General features: G+C 61.4%; 13 protein-coding genes and 1 pseudogene. 11 read left to right on the top strand and 3 right to left on the bottom strand.

Features of this window, described 5'->3' with window-relative positions; genetic code table 11:
* Nucleotides 1-808: 808 nt before the first annotated feature.
* Nucleotides 809-4,435 (top strand): ATP-binding protein, encoded by a 3,627-nt coding sequence (locus ACSQ36_RS21810; protein ID WP_436183534.1) that lies wholly within the window; start codon nt 809-811, stop codon nt 4,433-4,435.
* Between the two features lie 164 nt (nt 4,436-4,599).
* Nucleotides 4,600-5,115 carry a hypothetical protein gene (locus tag ACSQ36_RS21815; protein WP_436183535.1) on the top strand — a complete coding sequence of 172 codons (516 nt, stop codon included), beginning with the start codon at nt 4,600-4,602 and terminating at the stop codon, nt 5,113-5,115.
* 73 nt (nt 5,116-5,188) lie between these two features.
* Here ACSQ36_RS21815 and ACSQ36_RS21820 read toward each other — a convergent pair whose 3' ends face one another.
* Together ACSQ36_RS21820 and ACSQ36_RS21825 are read right to left on the bottom strand one after the other, a co-directional pair.
* Entirely contained in the window at nt 5,189-5,377 is a 189-nt protein-coding gene (locus tag ACSQ36_RS21820) for a hypothetical protein (protein ID WP_213766152.1), read from the bottom strand.
* A gap of 203 nt (nt 5,378-5,580) precedes the next feature.
* Nucleotides 5,581-6,762 (bottom strand): annotated as a pseudogene (locus ACSQ36_RS21825) (TIGR03364 family FAD-dependent oxidoreductase); the annotation flags it as partial.
* 111 nt (nt 6,763-6,873) lie between these two features.
* Between ACSQ36_RS21825 and ACSQ36_RS21830 the strand changes: the two are divergent.
* A complete protein-coding gene (locus ACSQ36_RS21830) occupies nt 6,874-7,629 on the top strand; it encodes a DeoR/GlpR family DNA-binding transcription regulator (protein WP_213766154.1) in 756 nt (251 codons plus the stop codon).
* Nucleotides 7,630-7,651: 22 nt separating this feature from the next.
* Here ACSQ36_RS21830 and ACSQ36_RS21835 read toward each other — a convergent pair whose 3' ends face one another.
* Entirely contained in the window at nt 7,652-8,791 is a 1,140-nt protein-coding gene (locus ACSQ36_RS21835; protein WP_436183536.1) for a 2-aminoethylphosphonate--pyruvate transaminase, read from the bottom strand.
* Between the two features lie 315 nt (nt 8,792-9,106).
* On the opposite strand from ACSQ36_RS21835, the gene phnS reads away from it, so the two are divergent.
* From phnS to ACSQ36_RS21875, 8 genes are all read left to right on the top strand, one after another.
* On the top strand, nt 9,107-10,198 hold the full coding sequence (gene phnS, locus ACSQ36_RS21840) for a 2-aminoethylphosphonate ABC transporter substrate-binding protein (RefSeq protein ID WP_436183537.1): 1,092 nt from the start codon (nt 9,107-9,109) through the stop codon (nt 10,196-10,198).
* Between the two features lie 71 nt (nt 10,199-10,269).
* Nucleotides 10,270-11,358 carry a 2-aminoethylphosphonate ABC transport system ATP-binding subunit PhnT gene (gene phnT, locus ACSQ36_RS21845; protein ID WP_436183538.1) on the top strand — a complete coding sequence of 363 codons (1,089 nt, stop codon included), beginning with the start codon at nt 10,270-10,272 and terminating at the stop codon, nt 11,356-11,358.
* Nucleotides 11,336-12,235, top strand: coding sequence for a 2-aminoethylphosphonate ABC transporter permease subunit (locus tag ACSQ36_RS21850; protein WP_436183539.1), 900 nt, complete (start codon nt 11,336-11,338; stop codon nt 12,233-12,235). Before phnT ends, ACSQ36_RS21850 begins: the two co-directional genes overlap by 23 nt.
* Nucleotides 12,225-13,064: a 2-aminoethylphosphonate ABC transport system, membrane component PhnV gene (phnV, locus tag ACSQ36_RS21855; RefSeq protein ID WP_255631532.1), complete on the top strand. Its 840-nt coding sequence runs from the start codon at nt 12,225-12,227 to the stop codon at nt 13,062-13,064. The genes ACSQ36_RS21850 and phnV overlap by 11 nt, the downstream gene beginning before the upstream one ends.
* Before the next feature lie 161 nt (nt 13,065-13,225).
* Nucleotides 13,226-14,494, top strand: coding sequence for a phosphonoacetate hydrolase (gene phnA, locus ACSQ36_RS21860; RefSeq protein ID WP_436183540.1), 1,269 nt, complete (start codon nt 13,226-13,228; stop codon nt 14,492-14,494).
* Nucleotides 14,491-15,945 carry a phosphonoacetaldehyde dehydrogenase gene (gene phnY, locus ACSQ36_RS21865; protein WP_436183541.1) on the top strand — a complete coding sequence of 485 codons (1,455 nt, stop codon included), beginning with the start codon at nt 14,491-14,493 and terminating at the stop codon, nt 15,943-15,945. Before phnA ends, phnY begins: the two co-directional genes overlap by 4 nt.
* Before the next feature lie 3 nt (nt 15,946-15,948).
* A complete protein-coding gene (locus ACSQ36_RS21870; protein ID WP_436183542.1) occupies nt 15,949-16,524 on the top strand; it encodes a phosphonate degradation HD-domain oxygenase in 576 nt (191 codons plus the stop codon).
* A gap of 250 nt (nt 16,525-16,774) precedes the next feature.
* On the top strand, nt 16,775-19,225 hold the full coding sequence (locus ACSQ36_RS21875; RefSeq protein WP_213766162.1) for a glycogen/starch/alpha-glucan phosphorylase: 2,451 nt from the start codon (nt 16,775-16,777) through the stop codon (nt 19,223-19,225).
* Nucleotides 19,226-19,271 lie beyond the last annotated feature (46 nt).

Below are 19,271 nucleotides of genomic sequence, written 5' to 3' on the forward strand. Positions count from 1 at the left end.
TCCTCTTGCGCGAGTGAATGAGCAGGCAGGCGGCGTGCGCATGCACGGCTACGGGCTGGAAGACCGGAGACACGCCTGCACCGACCGCCGGAAAAACCATCGGCTGAGAGTCGATAGCTGATGGTCATGGGTGGAGCGTGATACGAACGACTACGCGACGATTGCCAGACGGACAGCTTGGTACGAGCAACACGAAACGCATTGGGGAAAGCGAACGAGCATGGTCACGCCGACAATGAACGTTGACGCTTGGCCGGTCAGGTTGAATGTTGCGTGGCCCGGATGGCTCGTTTGAGCGATGTGTCATGTATCGGCACGAGCGAGCTGATTGGATACGGCAACAAAACCTTGCTGAATGGTAGCGGTGAAATCAGTTTCTGTCAGAAACCTGCTAGCGGGGGGCTAAGAGAGGGGGCGGCCTGGGATAGAGAAGACTATTCGTAAAGTACGATCGAGATATTTGTAAGGTTAAAACGAAGAAAGCCACTAACTAGATAGCGGCTTAGCGGCTCTCTTCATCGACTCAATTTAACTAAGGCGTTAATTTTACTCGATGGCAGTCCGGTCATTAATGTCGAACTTAGTGCCCGACGTACATCGAACGTGTTCCGTCGAGGTGCGCCGTCGAGGTGCGCATGCCGGCCCTGGAATAACCGGACGCAGCGCCCGTCCTGCATGCTCAATGTGACTGTGTCATTTAGGTTAACTGACCGTTTCAATTTCCCCAATTGGCGCGGCCGCTCGTATTTGCGACACTGGCGCTCTTTTCAGGAACGCGTGTCTAGCGCTGTGCGCAGGCAATCACCCAATGAGTTCGCTAAGGACACACGTGGCGATACAAAGCATCAGGGCGTTGCATCAGGCAATAGCGTTCGCCTGTCTGCTGGCACTTTCCGTTGCAGTCAATGCCGCAACGCCCAAGCCGTTTATCGTGGGCGCGGTCCCGGGCGCGTTGCCGCCCATGGAAATGAATGATCCGGATGAATCCGGTCCGGGAGTCAGCGGCGTCTCTGCCGATTTCGCGCAACGCGTGGCTATCGCGTTGCAAAGGCCGCTTGAATGGCGGACCTTTTCTGATCGTCCTGCCATGATGGACGCGCTGCGCCACCATCGCATCGATGCCGCGACCAGTGCGACCGGCAATGACGCAGGACCGGCGCTGCGTTACAGCCGGCCTTATGTTGCGACCAAGCAAGTCTTCGTTGAGCGGCGTGTTGCGGGCGGTCGCACGGGACGTCTTGCTTATGTCGAGCAGCAAACGTCGGCGCAACGGTTGCACGACGCTTATCCCGCGCTGCGACCGGTCGGCTATCGCGATACGTTGAGTGCGCTGCTGGCTGTGTCGCTAGGCGATGCGGACGCGTTTGTGGGCGACCTGGCCACGGCAGGTTACACAATCGATCACCTGGACCTGGTGAGCCTCACCATCTCGGGCTTTGCGGCATTCGATGAAGCCGGCTACAGCTTCGCCTTTGCCGGTGACGCCGCAGGAGATGTCCAGCGTCAACGCGTGGATGCGGCGCTTGCCGCGCTGCCACCCCGCTTTCTGCTCGAAGTGCGTGCGCGATGGGCCGCTGCCGCCGCGGTGACGTTCACCCGGCCGCTGACGTTAAGCGATGCGCAACGTGCCTGGATAACCGCGCATCCGGTGATCGACTACTCCATGTATGCCGACGCCGCGCCCATGACGTTCCGTGATTCAAGCGGCAAGCCCGCGGGTCTGGCCATCGATATGCTTGCGGCTATCGGCGCCCTCACGGGCCTTAGCTTCGAAGGCCGGCTGCGCGGTTCGACGGAGCGGGTGACCGATGACCTGGGCGACGGCCGCGCGAGCCTGATCGCCTACGGGCTGAGCGCGGGACAGATCCCGCTGCAATTCGCGCCGAGCAAACCGTATGGCGAAGGCGTGCTTGTCATCCTCACGCGCGCGGGCGCGGAGCCGCTGCGCGATGCGCAAGCGCTTGCTGGAAAACGCGTTGCGCTGTGGCGCAACCATGCGCTCATGAACATGTTGCGCGAGCGCATGCCTTCGGTGCGTATCGTGGAGACATCGCCGATCAATGGCCAGTTCGATGCCGTGGTGAACGGCCAAGCCGACGCCACCATCATTGACATGACCTTCGCCAACTATGCTGTCGGCAATCCGTATCGCAACAAGCTCGTCATCACGGGCGCGTTCTCGGATCAGCCCGTGCAGCACGGTTTTCTCGTGGCGCGTAACCAGCCCATGCTGCTGTCGATCATGAACCGCGCGATCGAACACATGCAGCCCGGCGAACTTGATGCCATCCGCCGCCGCTGGATGCTTATCGAACATCCGGAAAGCCAGTGGGAACGGCGGCGTCCGCAAGTCATTTTCGGCGCGCTGCTGGGTGCGGCGCTGCTGGCGCTGTTGATCGGCTGGGCGGTGTCGTTGAAAGCGCAGATCGCGCGCCGGCGGGCGGCCGAACATGCGATGCGCTTGGCAAAGGAAGAAGCCGAAACCGCGAACCGCGCGAAGTCGACGTTCCTCGCCACCATGAGCCACGAAATCCGTACGCCGATGAACGCCGTGCTCGGACTTCTCGAACTCGAATTGCGCAGTCCGGGGGACCGCGCATCGACGGAGCGGGCGTTGGGCACGGCGCATCAGGCAGCGCATGATCTGCTTGGAATGATCGACGATATCCTCGACATGGCGAAGATCGAAGCAGGCCGGCTCGTGTTGACCTCTGCACCGCTGGAATTGGGCGAATGGGTGAAAAGCGTGGTGGCGATCTATGAGCCGGCGGCGCGCAGCAAAGGCGTCGCGCTGGTTGTGCGTATGCGTGGCCGTCAAGAGCACGAACTCGAGCACGAGCGCGCATGGGTGATGGCCGACGCGCTGCGCCTGAGGCAAGTGCTGGGCAACCTGTTGTCGAATGCGATCAAGTTCACGGATGCGGGACACGTGACGCTCGAGTATGCGATCGGGGCGGTGAGGAAGGGCCACGCGCATAGCCCTCTAGGTGACGATGCACGCATCGCGCGTCGCGAACTGTTGCTGGCAGTCTCCGACAGCGGCATCGGTATCCCGGCGGATCAGCAAGCGTTGCTGTTCGCGCCGTTCGTGCAGGCGCGACAGGAGCGCCCCGGCCGCTTTGGCGGCACGGGTCTCGGCCTCACCATCTGCCGGCGCTTGATGGACATGATGGGCGGCACGATCCGGTTGTCCAGCAAACCCGGGCAGGGAAGCCGCTTCACCGTGCGGGTCCGCTTGCCTGTAGCCCGGCCGCCGCTGGACACGCTTGCGGCCGCACACACGCCGGAACTCGATACACATGACGTGCTCGGCCTGCATGTACTCGTTGTCGACGATCATCCGGCCAATCGCATCCTGCTGGCGAGCCAGTTGACTACGCTCCGCTGCGTGATTGAAACCGCGAATGACGGCGGGGCTGCTTTTGCGCGTTGGGAACAGCAGCGGCAAGAAGGCGCTCCGTTCGATTTGATCCTGACCGATTGTTCGATGCCCACGATGAGCGGCGAGGACCTTGCGCGTGCAATTCGCGCGCGCGAACTGGCGCTGACGCGTGCGAACGCCGATCCGAAGCTGACGCCTATCGTAGGCGTGACCGCGAACGCGCAGCCCGAGGCGCTGACTCAAGCGCTCGACGCAGGCATGACGCTGTGCCTCGTCAAGCCGCTGGGGCTCGATGCGCTACACCGCGCGCTGGTACTTGCCATGCAGGATCAGCGGGCGTCCAAGGTCGCCGCGCCGGGCGCCGTCTTGCCGGTTGCCGCTCGCGCTGAGCATCCGACGCCGCCATCGGATTCCAGGTCCTTCTTCGATCGCGTATTGGGCGTCGCTGCGCCCATGCATGTGTCGACCGCATCGATTGGTTCTGCCAGGTCCTTCGCGTCAGGCCGTGCGCACGCCGATACCTATGGCCCCACGCAAAACTTCCCGGCGAACAGGGCCGTCGGCAGCGGCGTTTCAGCTGCGCTCAGTATGTCCGTTTCCTATCCGGGGCAATTGAACAGCGCGTTCGACGGCCCCTCGGATATCACGCACGAACCTGCTCAACCTGTCGATCACGCCGTTGCGGAACCCGGCACCGCCGTTTTCCCATCCACGGTCCCGCGTTTTAACGTGGACCGGCTCAACGGCTTCGGGGACCAGGCCGCCGCCCTGGTCGATGCATTGCAGTCGGAGAACCGGCAGGATCTCGATGAGGCGCGCCGGGCGTTCGCATCGGCGGACTTCCATCGTCTGCTTGAACTGGCGCATCGGATGAAGGGCGCGGCGTTCGTGGTCGGCGCCACCTCTTTCTCCGATGCCTGCCTGGACCTGCAGCACGCATGCGCGATAGCGCCAGGACAAGGCTACGACACCGCGGCGATCCGCGCGGCCTATGCACGTTTTTACGACGAAGCAATAGCGCTCCATACGGCGCTCGAGCAGCACGCGGTCTAAACGCTCCAGCACGATTTACTCTCGATCGGCGTCGTTCGGCGCAGGTCATTTCACGTTCGTGATTAATGTCCGATTCCGTTCCCGGAACGCGCATGTGTTTTAATTAGCCCCTCCTCTCGCTCCGACACATGGCCGTTGCGTCTCCGGCGCGGCCCGATCGCCGAATGAATAGAAGGTTTTTTTCGCGTCACCGTCACCGCCGGCATGGTCGCCGGCGTGTTGCCATCGTGTGGTTCCTGCTTGCGCTTTCGGCCGGCGGTGTGCCGGTTCACGCGCAAAAAGCGGAACTGCTTGACCCGCGCGTGACCCAGTCGAGCATTGTGGACACGATCTGCCGCCCCGGTTATGCCGACGATGTCCTGCCTCCCTTCGACACCTTGCAGCGCCAGAAGGAGCAACTGCTGAGTCAACGCCATGTGAACCCGCAGAATGCTTCGGACTACGCGCTCGATCACCGCATGCCGATCCTGCTGGGCGGCTCCCCGACCGCTGAGGCGAACCTCGATATCCGCCGCTGGGACGGGCGTGCAGGGCAGCGCCGCAAGGAACGGCTGGTGGTGTTTCTGAAGCGCTGCGTGTGCACGGGGGATGTGCCGCTGGCAGCGGCACAGGAGGCGATATCGGGGGATTGGCCGAACCGTTTCCGCAATCTGTCGAGCCCTACTTGCAACGGAGGGTGAGTGGACGGTCGTTCTCCTCGGGCCGTTAGCGGCTAGTAGCACCCCCAAACCCCGGTCGAGTGCGAACGACGGCTTATTCCATTGTGAACGTATCGAGGGGCTGGTTTGCCTGCGCCTCGCTCGCGAAGCGTCTCGCAAGCTGGTCGTGGAGACGGCGGGCTTCGTCGAGCGTCAGATCGATCCAGTACGGGTCTCCCGCGCCGTCATTCAGACGCTCGGGCGGAAACTGGATCTCCAGAACAATGCCTTTCTTGTAGCTCATCGATCAACACTCCGCGCGGTCGCAGAAAAGAACAGGCGTCGAGTTTACCGGTCGGGGGTGCTTTCATTGCCGTGCAGCGAGGAAATAGACTCTTGCCGCTGGCTTAATGACGCTGCTTAGTGATATCGCTAATGATGCCGCCTGGTGCTATAGCCTCATGACGACCAGCCGCGCCGCCAAGGTGCCGCGTCTGCGACAAGTTGTCACGCTGTGGGCAGCGCCGCCCCGTCAATCAGATGACTGACTACGCGTTCTCCCAGCGCCGGCCCGACGCTCATGCCCACGCCGCTATGCATGTACACGCCGGTCACATTCGGCGCGGCCCGCAGGACAGAAAACGGCGCGCCCGACATCCCGGTGCGCGCGCCATACACGCCCTGCCACCGTTCGATGACCCGCAACGTACCGCCGAGCGTGTCCTCAGCCAGACCGAGCAGGATTTCATCGATAGCCTGCGAATTGAACGGTGACGGATCGTCACCATAATCGTGCGAGTCACCCACGATCAGATCACCCCCAGGCGTCGGGCTCGCCAGCAGATGAATACCGTGCTCGATTAACGCGGATTCCCGCGCAGCCACTTCCGCTTGCAGCGCGGCGGCTTCGGGAAGGTCCGAGAACGCGCCGTAATGCAGGCAGCTCAACCCGGTCAGCACGGCATGATCGAGGGCGAAAGGCGTGGTTGGCCGCACGCGCAACATCTGCAACCGGCACACCCGCGGTTCCAATGCAGCGAGTTGCGGCGCGAGCAGCGAAAGATAATCATGTCCCGCGCAAACCACAACATGCTCCGCCCGCCACTGGCCTGCAGTTGTCTCGACCCGTCCGCCATCCACATCCTGCACGAGCGTCCCGAAGCGGAATTCCACGTTGAACTCACGCCGCAAATAGTCGATGAGCGCAGGCACCGCCTCGCGCGAAAACACCTGCAAATCGGCACGCCCATGCAGTGCAGCGCGATGTTTCCGGAAGCGGCCATCGTAGAGATCATCGAGCGCGGCGCGTGAAAGCAACGCGGCGTCGTAGCCCGCCGACTCGGCGCGCGTTGCCGCGAACGCCTCCATTACCTGAGCTTCGGCTGCGCTGCGGGCGAACATCAGCGAGCCGGAACGCCTGACATGCAGCGCCGCGCCGGACGCCCAGTCGAGCCATATTTTCCGCGATGCCTGCGCAAGCGCATGCATCGCGCCCGGCGGCTGGCCGGTCACCAGCACCATGCCAAAATTTCTGATGGACGCACCGACCGGCGTGCCGCTGCGCTCGAATACGGTCACGCGCAAGCCGCGTTTAGCGAACGCATAGGCATGCGCCAGGCCGAGAATACCCGCGCCGATAATCGCAACGTCGGTGCGATGGGGAGTAAGTGTCGTTGTCATGGTCATCCGTGTAGCGGCCCGTCGCGTACTACAATACGCGCGGTCCCGGGTTTATCTTCGGGGCTATCCTGTCTATCCATTCGCTAGTTCATTCATTGCCGGCATGCCCGGCCGCACTCGATGCTTGCCGAACAACGTCATCAATACATCCTGTCGGAGTTGTCGAAGAACGGCGCGTTGTCGGTCGCCGAACTCGTGCGCGCACTCGACGTGTCGCGCGAGACTATCCGTCGCGACCTCAATGCTCTCGCTGAACGCGGCCTGATCGCGACCACCCACGGCGGCGCGCTGTCCAATGATCGCCGGGAGCCGGACCTCGACGTGCGGGAAGCCGCGAACGCCGCCGCCAAGCGCGCGATCGGCGAGCGTGCCGCGCAACTCGTCCCCGACGGCGCGTCGGTGATCATCGACTCGGGCAGCACGACCCAGGCCGTCGCCCGCGCACTCGGCGACCGGCACCGCTTGGCGGTCTATACCAACGACTGGCGCATCGCGCTTCTGCTTGGGCGCCGCAACGACAACAAGGTCACGCTGTTCGGCGGTGAACTCTCGGACCACGAGGACGCGGTATTCGGGCTGGATACCGTGCAGCAACTCTCGCAATATCACGTGGATTTCGCGTTTGTCGGCGCGGGCGCGATCACGCCCGAAGGCTTCCTGACCGACTATTCGCGCCTGGCCGCCGAAGTGCGCAGCCGCATGATCCTGGCGGCGAGCGCGGCGGCTATCGTCGCGGACAACTCGAAGTTCGGCAACGTCACGCCCGTGCGTATCCGCGACTTCGAGAAGGCGCGTTACCTGATTACCGAAGTCGCGCCCGACAAAGCCATGCGCCGCGCAATCGCCGCGCGCGGGCCGGAGCTGGTGATCGCCTGAATGCCCGGGCTTCACGCTGATCTCACGCTGCCGTCAAGTCTGCCGGCAGCACGTGCAGCGTGCCCAGCGCCCGCCCGATGGCCGCTACCGCGTTAAACATTTCGTTCGTATCGATTGCGCCGATGCACCCCACGCGGAACGTCTCCACTTCCGTCAGCTTGCCCGGATAGAGCACGTAACCCGTATCGCGGACGGCTTCATAAAAGCGCTTGAAATCGTAGGCCGGATCGTGCGGCGCGTGGAACGTAACGATCACCGGCGCCTGCACAGCGGCATCCAGGAACGGCTTGAAACCCAGCGCCGCCATACCCTCGATCAATGCCGCGCAATGGCGGCGATAGCGCGCGCCACGTGCCGGCTGCCCCCCTTCCGCGATGAACTGGTCAAGCGCCGCGCGCAACGCGGCGACCACATGCGTAGGCGGTGTAAAGCGCCATTGCGTGGTCTTCATCATGTACGCGTATTGATCGTGGAGATCCAGCGCGAGCGAGCGCGAGTTGCCCGCCGACGCTTCCAGCAGCGTGCGTCGCACGATCACGAAACCCATCCCCGGCACGCCTTCGAGACACTTGCCGCTGGCGGAAATCACCGCGTCGATACCGCCCTTCGATACATCGATAGGCAATGCGCCGAACGAACTCATTGCATCGACGATCAGGCTCTTGCCGTGTCGCTTGCACAACGCCGCGATGTCGTCGAGCGGGTTCAGCAAACCCGCGCTCGTCTCCAGATGCACCTGCGCCACATGCGTGATGCGCGGCTCGTGGCGAAACATGTCCTCGATCCGCGCGACGCTCGCCGGCTCATCATCGCGAAACGTCAGTTCGACCGACGTCACGCCCAGCCGCTCCAGTATTTTCAGCAAGCGTGTGCAATACGCGCCGTTGTTCGGCACGAGCACCACGGCGTCGCGCGGCACGAGCGAACCGAGCGCGGCTTCCACGGAAAACGTGCCGCTGCCTTGCATGGGAACGCACACAAAATCTTTTTGGCCGGACACGATCGCAAGCAGGTCGCGGCAGATATCGCTTGTCATGCGGTTGAAAGCCGCGTCCCAGGAACCCCAGTCGCGCAGCATCGCCTGGCGGGTGGCAGGCGATGTAGTCAGTGGGCCAGGGGTCAGCAAAATCGGGTCACTTCCGTTGATCACGTTTTCCTCCATTCATGGCAACAGGCGCCGCTCGACGGTGGGGTTGAGGCTTTGGTCGACAACTCGGCATCGTTCGGCAGGCATGAAATAGTCTAAGCGGAATTTTGGCGAAATGTGTTCTTTGTTGGAAAAATGTGGCATCGTCACGTCGCTGTCACGAAGTTCTGTGATGCTTCGTTCGGGTTGCTCGCGCACTGAAATTCAGGACGCTGCGCCAATGAATCATCCGACGCATCGGACCCAAAAGAATCCAGCCGATGCCTGGAAAAATGTGTGTCTACCTTCACGCCACCTGGTTGTATCCGCCTTCCCGGAGAAACAAGCACCATGACAAAAAATCGCTTTCCCGCTTCCCGTTTCGTCGCGCAGCGCGTGCTGCCGGCGCTGGCCGTGGCTGCGTTTGCCGGTGCCGTGCCGGCGCCGGCTTTTGCTGCCGATGCAGTCGTGCTGTACAGCGCCGATGGTCTGGAAAACCTGTACAAGGATGTATTGCCGGCCTTTGAAAAGAAGGAAGGCGTGAAGGTCAATATCGTGATTGCGGGTAGCGGGGAAGTCGTGAATCGCGCGACGGTGGAGAAGGATTCGCCGAAAGCGGACGTGCTCGTCACGCTGCCGCCATTCATTCAGCAAGCGTCGCAAAGCGGCTTGCTGCAGCCGTACCAGAGCGTCAACTACAAGAACGTACCGGCAATCGCCAAAGCCTCGGACGGTTCCTGGGCGACCTTCGTGAACAACTATTTCTCGTTCGCGATCAACCCGGAAATCACGAAGACCGCTCCGAAGACGTTTGGTGACCTGCTGCATCCCGACTTCAGCGGCAAGATCGCCTATTCGAATCCCGCCACCGCCGGCGACGGCATGGCCGTGATCATCCTGACGAGCGCGCTGATGGGCGAAGACAAGGCGTTCGACTACCTGAAGGATCTGGAAAAGAGCGCGAAATTCCACACCAAGGGCACGGGGTATCTCGATGTCCTGCTCTCACGCAACGAGATCGCGTTCGCCAATGGCGACCTGCAGATGGACCTGGACGACTCAACCAACGGCGGCCTGTCGCTCAAGCCGATCTTCCTCTCGGCCAAGCCCGGCGACGCACCGACCACGTTCCAGTTGCCCTACGCAATCGGCCTGATCAAGGGCGGCCCGAACCAGGCGGAAGGCAAGAAGCTGGTGGACTACCTGATGTCGAAGGAAGTGCAGTCGAAGGTGCCGGATATCTACGGCATTCCGGGACGTACCGACGTACCGCTCGCGGGTAAGAACGGCGAGACGGTCAAGCAGGCCATTGCGGGCGTGAAGCTGATTCCGGTCGACTGGAACCAGGTGATGGAAAAGAAGGCCGCATGGACCACGCGCTGGAAAAACGACGTGATCGGCAACTCCGACAAACAGCTCGAGGTCGTCAAGCCGAAGTCCTGAGCGTCTGAGCTTTAACCTGCTTTGATCTTCGGGCTCGTCCTGTTTTCCCCAAGCTCTCAAGGATGCGAATCGTGAACACTTTGACGCTGGCTCCGGCCGCTCGCGACGCCGCCGCCGTGGATTCAAATCAGCTCGCGCACGGCGGCGTGCGTATTGACCGCCTGAGCGTGCGCTTTGGCACACGCACTGTGCTCGATGACCTGTCGCTGACCATCGAGCGCGGGGAACTGCTCACCGTGCTTGGCCGTAGCGGATGCGGCAAAACCACATTGCTGCGGTTTATCGCGGGCTTTATCGAGGCGGACGGGCTGGCGGGGACGTTGACGGTGGCCGGGCGCGATCTCACGCATGTGCCGCCGTTCAAGCGCAATCTCGGCTTGCTGTTTCAAAGTTATGCGCTGTTTCCGCATCTGTCGGTGTATGACAACGTCGCGTTCGGTCTGCGGGCGCGGCGTCTGAAAGCAGGGGAGATCGCACGGCGCGTAGCCGATGCGCTCAAGCTCGTGCAACTCGGCGACGCGGGGCACGTGATGCCCGCGCAGTTGTCGGGCGGCATGCAGCAGCGCGTGGCGTTGGCGCGGGCGCTGGTGATCGAGCCGGACGTGCTGCTGCTGGACGAGCCGCTGTCCGCACTCGATGCCAACCTGCGCGCCTCCGTGCGTACCGAACTCAAGGCGTTGCATGAGCGTTTGCCGAACCTGACCATCGTGTGCGTCACGCACGATCAGGACGACGCGCTCGTGCTCTCCGACCGCACGTTGCTGATGCGCGATGGCCGCATTGCGCAACTCGGCACGCCGCGCGAACTCTACGACAACCCGAAGGATGCATTCGTCGCGCGCTATCTCGGCGCGGCCAACCTGTTGCCGCCGTCCATCATGTTCCCCATCGGCGATCCTCGTCACGACGATCGCGACCATGTTGCATGCGTGCGTCCCGAGTGCCTTTCGATCGTACCGCTGGGCGATGCCCAACTGCATGGCACCATCGCTTCGGTGGAGTGGTACGGCGCAGCCTTGTCGGTATCGGTGATGCTCGACGCGCTGCCCGATCAACCCGTGCTCGTCACCATGCAGCGTGCCCACGGCCCGATGCCCGTCAAGGGCGCGCGCGTTTCCCTACGCCATGAGGTTGACGATGTCGTCCTTATCAGTGAGTGAGCACGTAGTCGACGACGTTGCGCATACCGCCGCCAAGCGGCGTCGCGAACGGCTGGCGCAGTGGCATTTGTGGTTCATTCTCGTGGTGGTGCTGGGTCCGCTGGTCATCTATCCGCTGGTGCAGCTCCTGCGGCTGAGCGTGGCCGGCGCGCACGGCCTGAGCTTGCATGCGTACACCGCGTTTTTCACCAATCCCGAGACGAGCGGCGTGATCGGCACGACGCTCGGCATCTTGTTCGGCAGTGCGACACTCGCTTCAGTGCTCGGCGTGCTGCTCGCGGCCATGCTGTTTTTCAAGCCATTCCCCGGGGCGAAGCTTGTCACCCGGTTCCTCGAATTGTTCGTCGCATTCCCGTCGTTTCTGGTCGCGTTCACGCTGATCTTTTTGTATGGTTCGCAAGGCTCGGTGAGCATTGGATTGCAGCGGCTTTTCAACCTGCAGGACCCGCCGCTCAACTTCCTGTTCGGTATCGGCGGCGTGATTTTGGCGGAGGTCGTGTTCTACGCGCCGTTCGTCGTACGGCCCACGCTCGCGTCGTTCGCTACGCTCGACATGCGCCTGATCGAAGCCGCCAAGAGTCTTGGCGCGAGCGGCTGGATGGTCGCGTTCAAGGTCATCTTGCCGCTCGCGTGGCCCGGCATTGCAGCGGGCACGATCCTGTGTTTCCTGCTGACGCTCAATGAATTCGGCATCTTGCTGGTGCTCGGCAGTGCGCATCTGATCACGTTGCCGATGGCGATCTACAGTTCGGCCACGGTCGATCTCGACTTGCCGACGGCAGCCGCCGGCGCCGTCGTGATGCTGGCGATGTCGCTCTCGCTGTACGCGCTGTATAGACGAGTCAATCGACGCACGGGAGGCCGCAATGGCAACTGAGTTCACGCTGCCCGTAACGACGTCGAAGCCGCATTCGCTGAAGCGGATCGGCGCATGGGCATTCACGGCTTTTGCCGCGCTGCTGTGCTTCTGGCTGTTCGTGTTGCCGGTGATCGTGGTGGCGTTGTCCAGCGTGGCGTCACACTGGTCCGGAACTATTTTCCCCGATGGTTTCAGCATGCGCTGGTTCGAACGTTTGGGCTCCAGCGACTTCGATGCGTTGACTACAAGCTTGGAAGTCGGCTTCGGCGTCGCGGTGCTGGGTACCGTGCTTGGCCTCTGGCTTGCACTGGCGCTGGAAGGCCGCGACCGCCGCGGCGTGGGCGCGTGGGTCGACACCATCGCGATGATGCCCAACGGCGTGCCGAGCGTCGTGCTCGGGCTGTCGGTGCTGATCGCGTATCACAAGAAACCGCTGGATATCTCGGGCTCGGCGGCAATCGTGGTGCTGGTTCAACTCGCGCTCGTGCTGCCCTTTTGTTATCGATGTGCAGCCGCCGCGCTGCGCCCCGAACTCACGATCTTGCGTGAAGCGGCCGCGAGTCTCGGCGCGCCGCCTTCGATGGTCCTCTCGCGTGTTGTCCTGCCGCAGCTTGTCCCCGCGATCCGCGCGAGCCTCGCACTGGGGTTTGCCTTATCGCTGGGCGAACTGGGCGCGACATTGACCGTCTATCCGCCGGGTTTTGCGACCGTGCCAATTGTGGTCGTCGGGCAGGTGAATCGCGGTTATTACTTGCCGGCGTCGGCGCTTTCGCTGATCTTGCTGGCCGTTTCACTCGCTGCATTGTTGCTGATCGCGGCAAAAGTGCCACGGCGGCGAATGGCCTGATCCAGCCTGGTTCTCCCGGAAATCTCATTTTTCGGGACTTTTTTGCGCCGAAAAATGTGGCAAATATTGGCGTTGTGCATCAAAATATGGAATCACACGCTTAGCCCTGATGGCAACGAAACGGGCTGGCAAACCGCTGGTTCATCACGGAAAGGAAGCTCATGTCCACGTCCACCGAAATGCTCATGGAAGTTAATGGCCGCGCTTATGGTCCGGCGCGCGCGCTGACTGTTGTCGTCTGCGTCGACGGTTGCGAATACGATTACCTTGAAGCGGCCGTTGCGGCGGGTGTCGCACCGTTTATCGGCACGATGCTGCGTGGCGGGTCCGCTTTCCGAGCCGACTGCGTGATTCCATCGTTCACCAACCCGAACAACTTGTCGATCGTGACGGGCGTGCCGCCTTCGGTGCACGGCATTTGCGGCAACTATTTCTTCGACCCGCAAGCGAACGGCGGCAAGGGTGCCGAAGTCATGATGAACGACCCGGCCTACCTTCGCGCCGGCACGATCCTCGCGGCTGCTGCGCGGCGCGGCGAGAAGGTGGCAGTGGTCACGGCGAAGGACAAGCTGCGCCGACTGCTCGGCTGGCAACTCGACGGCATCTGTTTCTCGGCGGAGAAGGCGGACACGGTGACGCTCGCGGAGAACGGCATCGAGAACGTACTTGAACTGGTTGGCAAGCCCGTGCCGGACGTGTACAGCGCGGGCCTTTCCGAGTTCGTGTTCGCGGCTGGCGTGCGGCTTGCCGAGACCCGCAAGCTTGACCTCATGTACCTCTCGACGACCGACTACGTGCAGCATAAATGCGCGCCCGGCACGGACGGCGCGAACGCGTTCTACGCGATGATGGACGGTTACCTTGCGCGCCTGAACGAACTTGGCGCGGTGATCGGCCTCACCGCCGACCACGGCATGAACGCGAAGCACGACGCCGCAACGGGCGAGCCGAACGTGGTGTACCTGCAAGACTGGCTGGATGAAACGCTGGACGCTCCGAATGCGCGTGTGATCCTGCCGATTACCGATCCCTATGTGGTCCACCACGGGGCGCTTGGTTCGTTCGCGACCATCTACCTGCCGGTTTCCGTCGATGCGAAAGCGTTGGCGGCGCGCATTGCTGAGTTGCCGGGCGTGGATATCGTGCTCGACAACGCGGCTGCATGTGAGCGCTTTGAATTGCCCAACGATCGCGTGGGGGATCTCGTGGTCGTGAGCGGACGCAACACGGCGCTCGGCACCCGGCGCGCGGAGCATGACCTGTCGGGATTGACCGTGCCGTTGCGCTCGCATGGCGGCGTGTCCGAGCAGGAAGTGCCCTTGTTGTTCAATCGTCCGACCGATGGTTTCGAGCCGAAGCAGGACGGGAAACGCTTGCGCAACTTCGACGTCTTCAACATCGCATTGAACCACCTGGAGCTTGCATCATGAGCGCCGTTCTCGCGGTTGAGCAGCATGCGCTGCGGGTCGAAAAACTGCGCCTCAAAGGTGAGCGCGTGGCGCGTGCACGCACGATCGATGTTTTCGATCCTTACACGAATACCCGCGTTGGCACCGTGCCGATGGCAAGCGTTGATGACGTGCGCGACGCATTCGAGTACGCGGTGAACTACCGCTCGACGCTTACACGTTATGAACGCTCGCAGATTCTCGAACGTGCTGCCGGGTTACTGCGTGAGCGCACGGAAGAAGCGTCGGATCTTATTTCGCTTGAATCGGGTTTGTCGAAACAGGATTCGCGTTATGAAATTGGCCGCGTGGCGGACGTGCTCAAATTCGCAGCGATGGAAGCGTTGCGTGACGACGGCCAGAGTTTTTCCTGCGACCTTACCCCGCACGGCAAGGCCCGCCGCGTGTTCTCGCAACGCGAGCCGCTGGCCGGTGTGATCGTCGCGATCACGCCGTTCAATCATCCGATGAATCAGGTCGCGCATAAACTTGCACCGGCTATTGCAACGAACAATCGCGTGATCCTGAAGCCGTCGGAGAAGGTGCCGTTGTCGGCCTACTACTTGGCCGACGTGTTGTACGAAGCCGGTTTGCCCGCGCCCATGCTGCAGGTTTTAACGGGCGACCCGCGCGAGATCGCCGAAGAACTCGTGACGAACCGGCACGCTGACCTCGTCACTTTTACCGGTGGCGTGGCAATCGGCAAGGAGATTGCGGCGAGGGCGGGGTATCGGCGCGTGGTGCTGGAGCTCGGCGGCAACGATCCGCTGATCGTGCTCGACGACGCCGATCTGGAACGCGCGGCAACGCTGGCTGTGCAGGGCTCATACAAGAATTCCGGGCAACGCTGCACGGCGGTCAAACGCATGCTCGTGCAAAAGGGCGTCGCCGCCCGGTTCACGGAACTCGTGGTGGAAAAAACGCTTGCGTGGAGTCACGGCGATCCCTTCGATCCCGCGAACCAGATGGGCACCGTGATCGACGCGGCCGCCGCTGAGTTGTTCGAAGCGCGCGTAAACGAAGCAGTATTGAAGGGTGCGCGGCTGCTCTGCGGCAATCATCGCAATGGCGCGCTGTATTCGCCCACGGTGCTTGATCGTGTTGATCCGTCCATGACGCTGGTGCGCGAGGAAACCTTTGGGCCGGTGTCTCCGATCATCGAATTCGATACCATCGATGATGCCATTCGTATCAGCAACGGGACGGCGTTTGGTTTGTCGTCCGGCGTATGTACAGACAGGGCGGACCTGATCACGCGCTTCGTGAACGAACTGCGCGTGGGCACCGTGAATGTGTGGGAAGTGCCGGGTTACCGGATCGAGTTGACGCCGTTCGGTGGCATCAAGGACTCGGGCCTGGGTTACAAGGAAGGCGTGCAGGAAGCGATGAAAAGCTTCACCAACCTCAAGACTTTTTCTCTACCCTGGGCATGAATCATGGCGCTCACGCTTACTGATATCCGGTATCTCTTCGATACCTACGGCGCCATTGCCTATAGCGGTGAACCCGTCACGCAACTCCAGCACGCGTTGCAGACGGCGGCACTGGCCGAGGAAGCGGGCGCTGACGAAACACTCGTTGGCGCGGCGTTTTTGCACGACCTGGGCCACTTGCTCAATGTCCAAGGCGAGACGCCGACCGAGCGGGGTATCGACGACTTGCACCAGTATTTCGCGCTGCCCTTCCTGCGGCCGCTGTTCGGCGATGCCGTGCTCGAGCCGATCCGCCTGCACGTGGATGCGAAACGCTGTCTATGTGCAATCGATACCGATTATTTTTCGACACTATCAGCGGATTCAGTCCGTAGCCTGAAACTGCAAGGCGGCATTTTCAGCAAGGAAGAAGCAGATGATTTCATGCGCAAGCCCTTCGCGCAGGACGCGCTTTCATTGCGCCGCTGGGATGATCTTGCCAAGCGCCCGGCGCGCGTTACGCCGCCGATCGACCACTATATTCAGCTAATCGAAAGGCTTGCGGAAGGGCACAGCGCGGTGTCATCAAATCGCGCTTAAACACGACCATGATCAGGAAACCAAAGTAATTAACAATTCTGTTTCCGGATCAGTCACGCTGTTCCCGATGACGGAAATGCGACAAAAGGACGGACCGCCGGCGGATGTCGTGCCGATTCCACGGCCGCCGGGGCCAATACCCAAAAAAATAAAAATAGCGTAACCTGCCTGTTCACCCGGCCCCGTCCCGCTTGACAGAACGCGGCTCGTACCTAGCGCGTTGTCCAGCAATGCATTTCTGGAGAGTTCGATGACATCCGTCGACCTGGAATTCGAACAGCTGAACAGCACCGTCGATGCGCTCAGGCGCTCCATTTCCAACCGTCTCATGTACGGAGTCGGCAAGGACGCCGTCACCGCGCAGCCGCGCGACTGGCTCCATGCGGCCGAACTGGCGGTCCGCGACCGGCTGGTGGCGCGCTGGATGAAAACCACGCGCCAGCAGTACGAGCAGGATGTAAAGCGTGTCTACTACCTGTCGATGGAATTCCTGATTGGCAGGACTTTTACCAACGCGTTGCTTGCGCTCGGCATTCACGACGAAGTCCGGGACGCGCTCGCCGGCCTTGGGATCGACCTCAATACGTTAGAAAACCTGGAGCCGGATGCGGCGCTTGGCAACGGTGGCCTTGGCCGCCTTGCCGCGTGTTTTCTCGACTCCATGGCGACCGTCGGCATTCCCGGTTTTGGCTATGGCATCCGCTATGAATACGGCATGTTCCGGCAGACCATTGTTGACGGCAATCAGGTCGAAACGCCCGATTACTGGCTGCGCGCGGGTAATCCGTGGGAGTTTCCGCGGCCGGAAGTGAACTATGTGATCCATTTCGGCGGCCGCACGATACGTCATGGCGACCGGACCGAATGGATAGACACGGAACACGTGAACGCCATGGCGTACGACACCGTGATCCCCGGTTTTGCCACGACCGCGACCAATACGTTGCGCCTCTGGTCGGCGCGGGCGACCGATGAATTCGACTTGTCCGCGTTCAACCAAGGCGATTATCGCCGCTCGGTGGAAGCGAAGAACACCTCCGAACATGTGTCGCGTCTGCTGTATCCGGACGACTCCACGCAGGCCGGCCGCGAACTGCGTTTGCGCCAGGAATACTTCTTTGTTTCCGCGACGATGCAGGATCTGATCCGCCGATATCAACGCACGCACACGCATTTTGGGCGGCTGGCGGAGAAGGTGGCGGTGCATCTGAACGACACCCATCCGGTGCTGGCTATTCCCGAGCTGATGCGTTTGCTGGTCGATACGCATCATTTGCCGTGGGACAAGGCGTGGAAGCTGATTCAGCAAATGTTCTCGTACACGAACCACACCTTGATGCCCGAGGCGCTGGAAACCTGGGACGTGGAAATGCTGTCGCGACTGTTGCCGCGCCACCTTGAGATCATCTTCGACATCAACGCGGATTTTCTCAAGCAGGTGGGTGAGAAGTTCGGGCGCGACATGGACCTGATCCGCCGTATTTCTCTCGTCGATGAATATGGTCAGCGGCGTGTTCGCATGGCGCACTTGGCCATTGTTGCCAGCCACACGGTAAATGGTGTGTCGAAGCTGCATTCGCAGTTGATGACGCAAAATATTTTCGCCGATTTCGCGCGCATGTACCCTGAACGTTTCACGAACGTGACGAACGGCATTACGCCGCGGCGGTGGTTGTCGCAGGCGAGTCCGAAGCTGTCGTCGTTGATCGATGAACGGCTTGGACCGCGCTGGCGGACTGATTTGTTCGAGCTGGCCCGGCTGCGTGAATGGCGCGATGACCCTGAATTCACCAAAGCCTTTCACGATGCGAAGTTCGCGAGCAAGGTACGGCTCGCCGCGCGTGCGAAGCTGGAGACGGGGGCGATTATCGACCCGAATGCGCTGTTCGATTTGCAGGTCAAGCGCATTCACGAATACAAGCGGCAGTTGCTTAACATCCTGCATGTGATTGTGCGGTACAACCGGATTCGCGAGCAGCCGGAGAAGGCGTGGACACCGCGTGTGGTGATGTTCGCTGGCAAGGCGGCGTCGGCGTACAAGATGGCCAAGACGATCATCAAGTTGATCAACGACGTGGCGGAGAAGGTTAACAACGATCCGTTGATTGGTGACCGGTTGAAGGTCGGTTTCATTCCGAACTATGGTGTGAGCGTGGCGGAACTGATCATTCCGGCAGCGGATTTATCGCAGCAGATTTCGATGGCGGGGACTGAAGCGTCGGGTACGGGCAATATGAAGCTCGCGTTGAACGGGGCATTGACCATTGGCACGCTGGATGGCGCGAACATTGAGATTTGCGACGCCGTTGGGCGCGAGAACATGTTTATCTTTGGGCACTCGACTGAAGAGATTGATGCGTTGCGGGCGACGGGATACCGGCCGCGGCATATTTACGAGGAGAATCCTGAACTGAAGTTGGCGCTCGATCAGATTCGCCTTGGGCATTTTTCGCCGGACCAGCCGCATCGGTTCTATGACATTTTTCATACGCTGGTGGATTGGGGCGACCATTACATGGTGTTGGCGGATTTTGAGAGTTTCGACAAAGCTCAGGCGGACGTCGATGCGAAATTCCTCGATAAGGAAGCGTGGACGCGCAGTGCGATTGAAAATGTCGCGGGGATGGGGATTTTTTCGTCAGACCGGACGATTGCGGAGTATGCCAGGCATATTTGGCATGTTGAGCCTTTAGTTGTTTAGTTTTTGCTCGCGCCGGTGGACGGGTTTTGGGGGGGATGGTGCGAGG

Origin of the sequence: Caballeronia sp. LjRoot34 (assembly GCF_964253815.1) — a bacterium.
Taxonomy (GTDB): Bacteria; Pseudomonadota; Gammaproteobacteria; order Burkholderiales; family Burkholderiaceae; genus Caballeronia.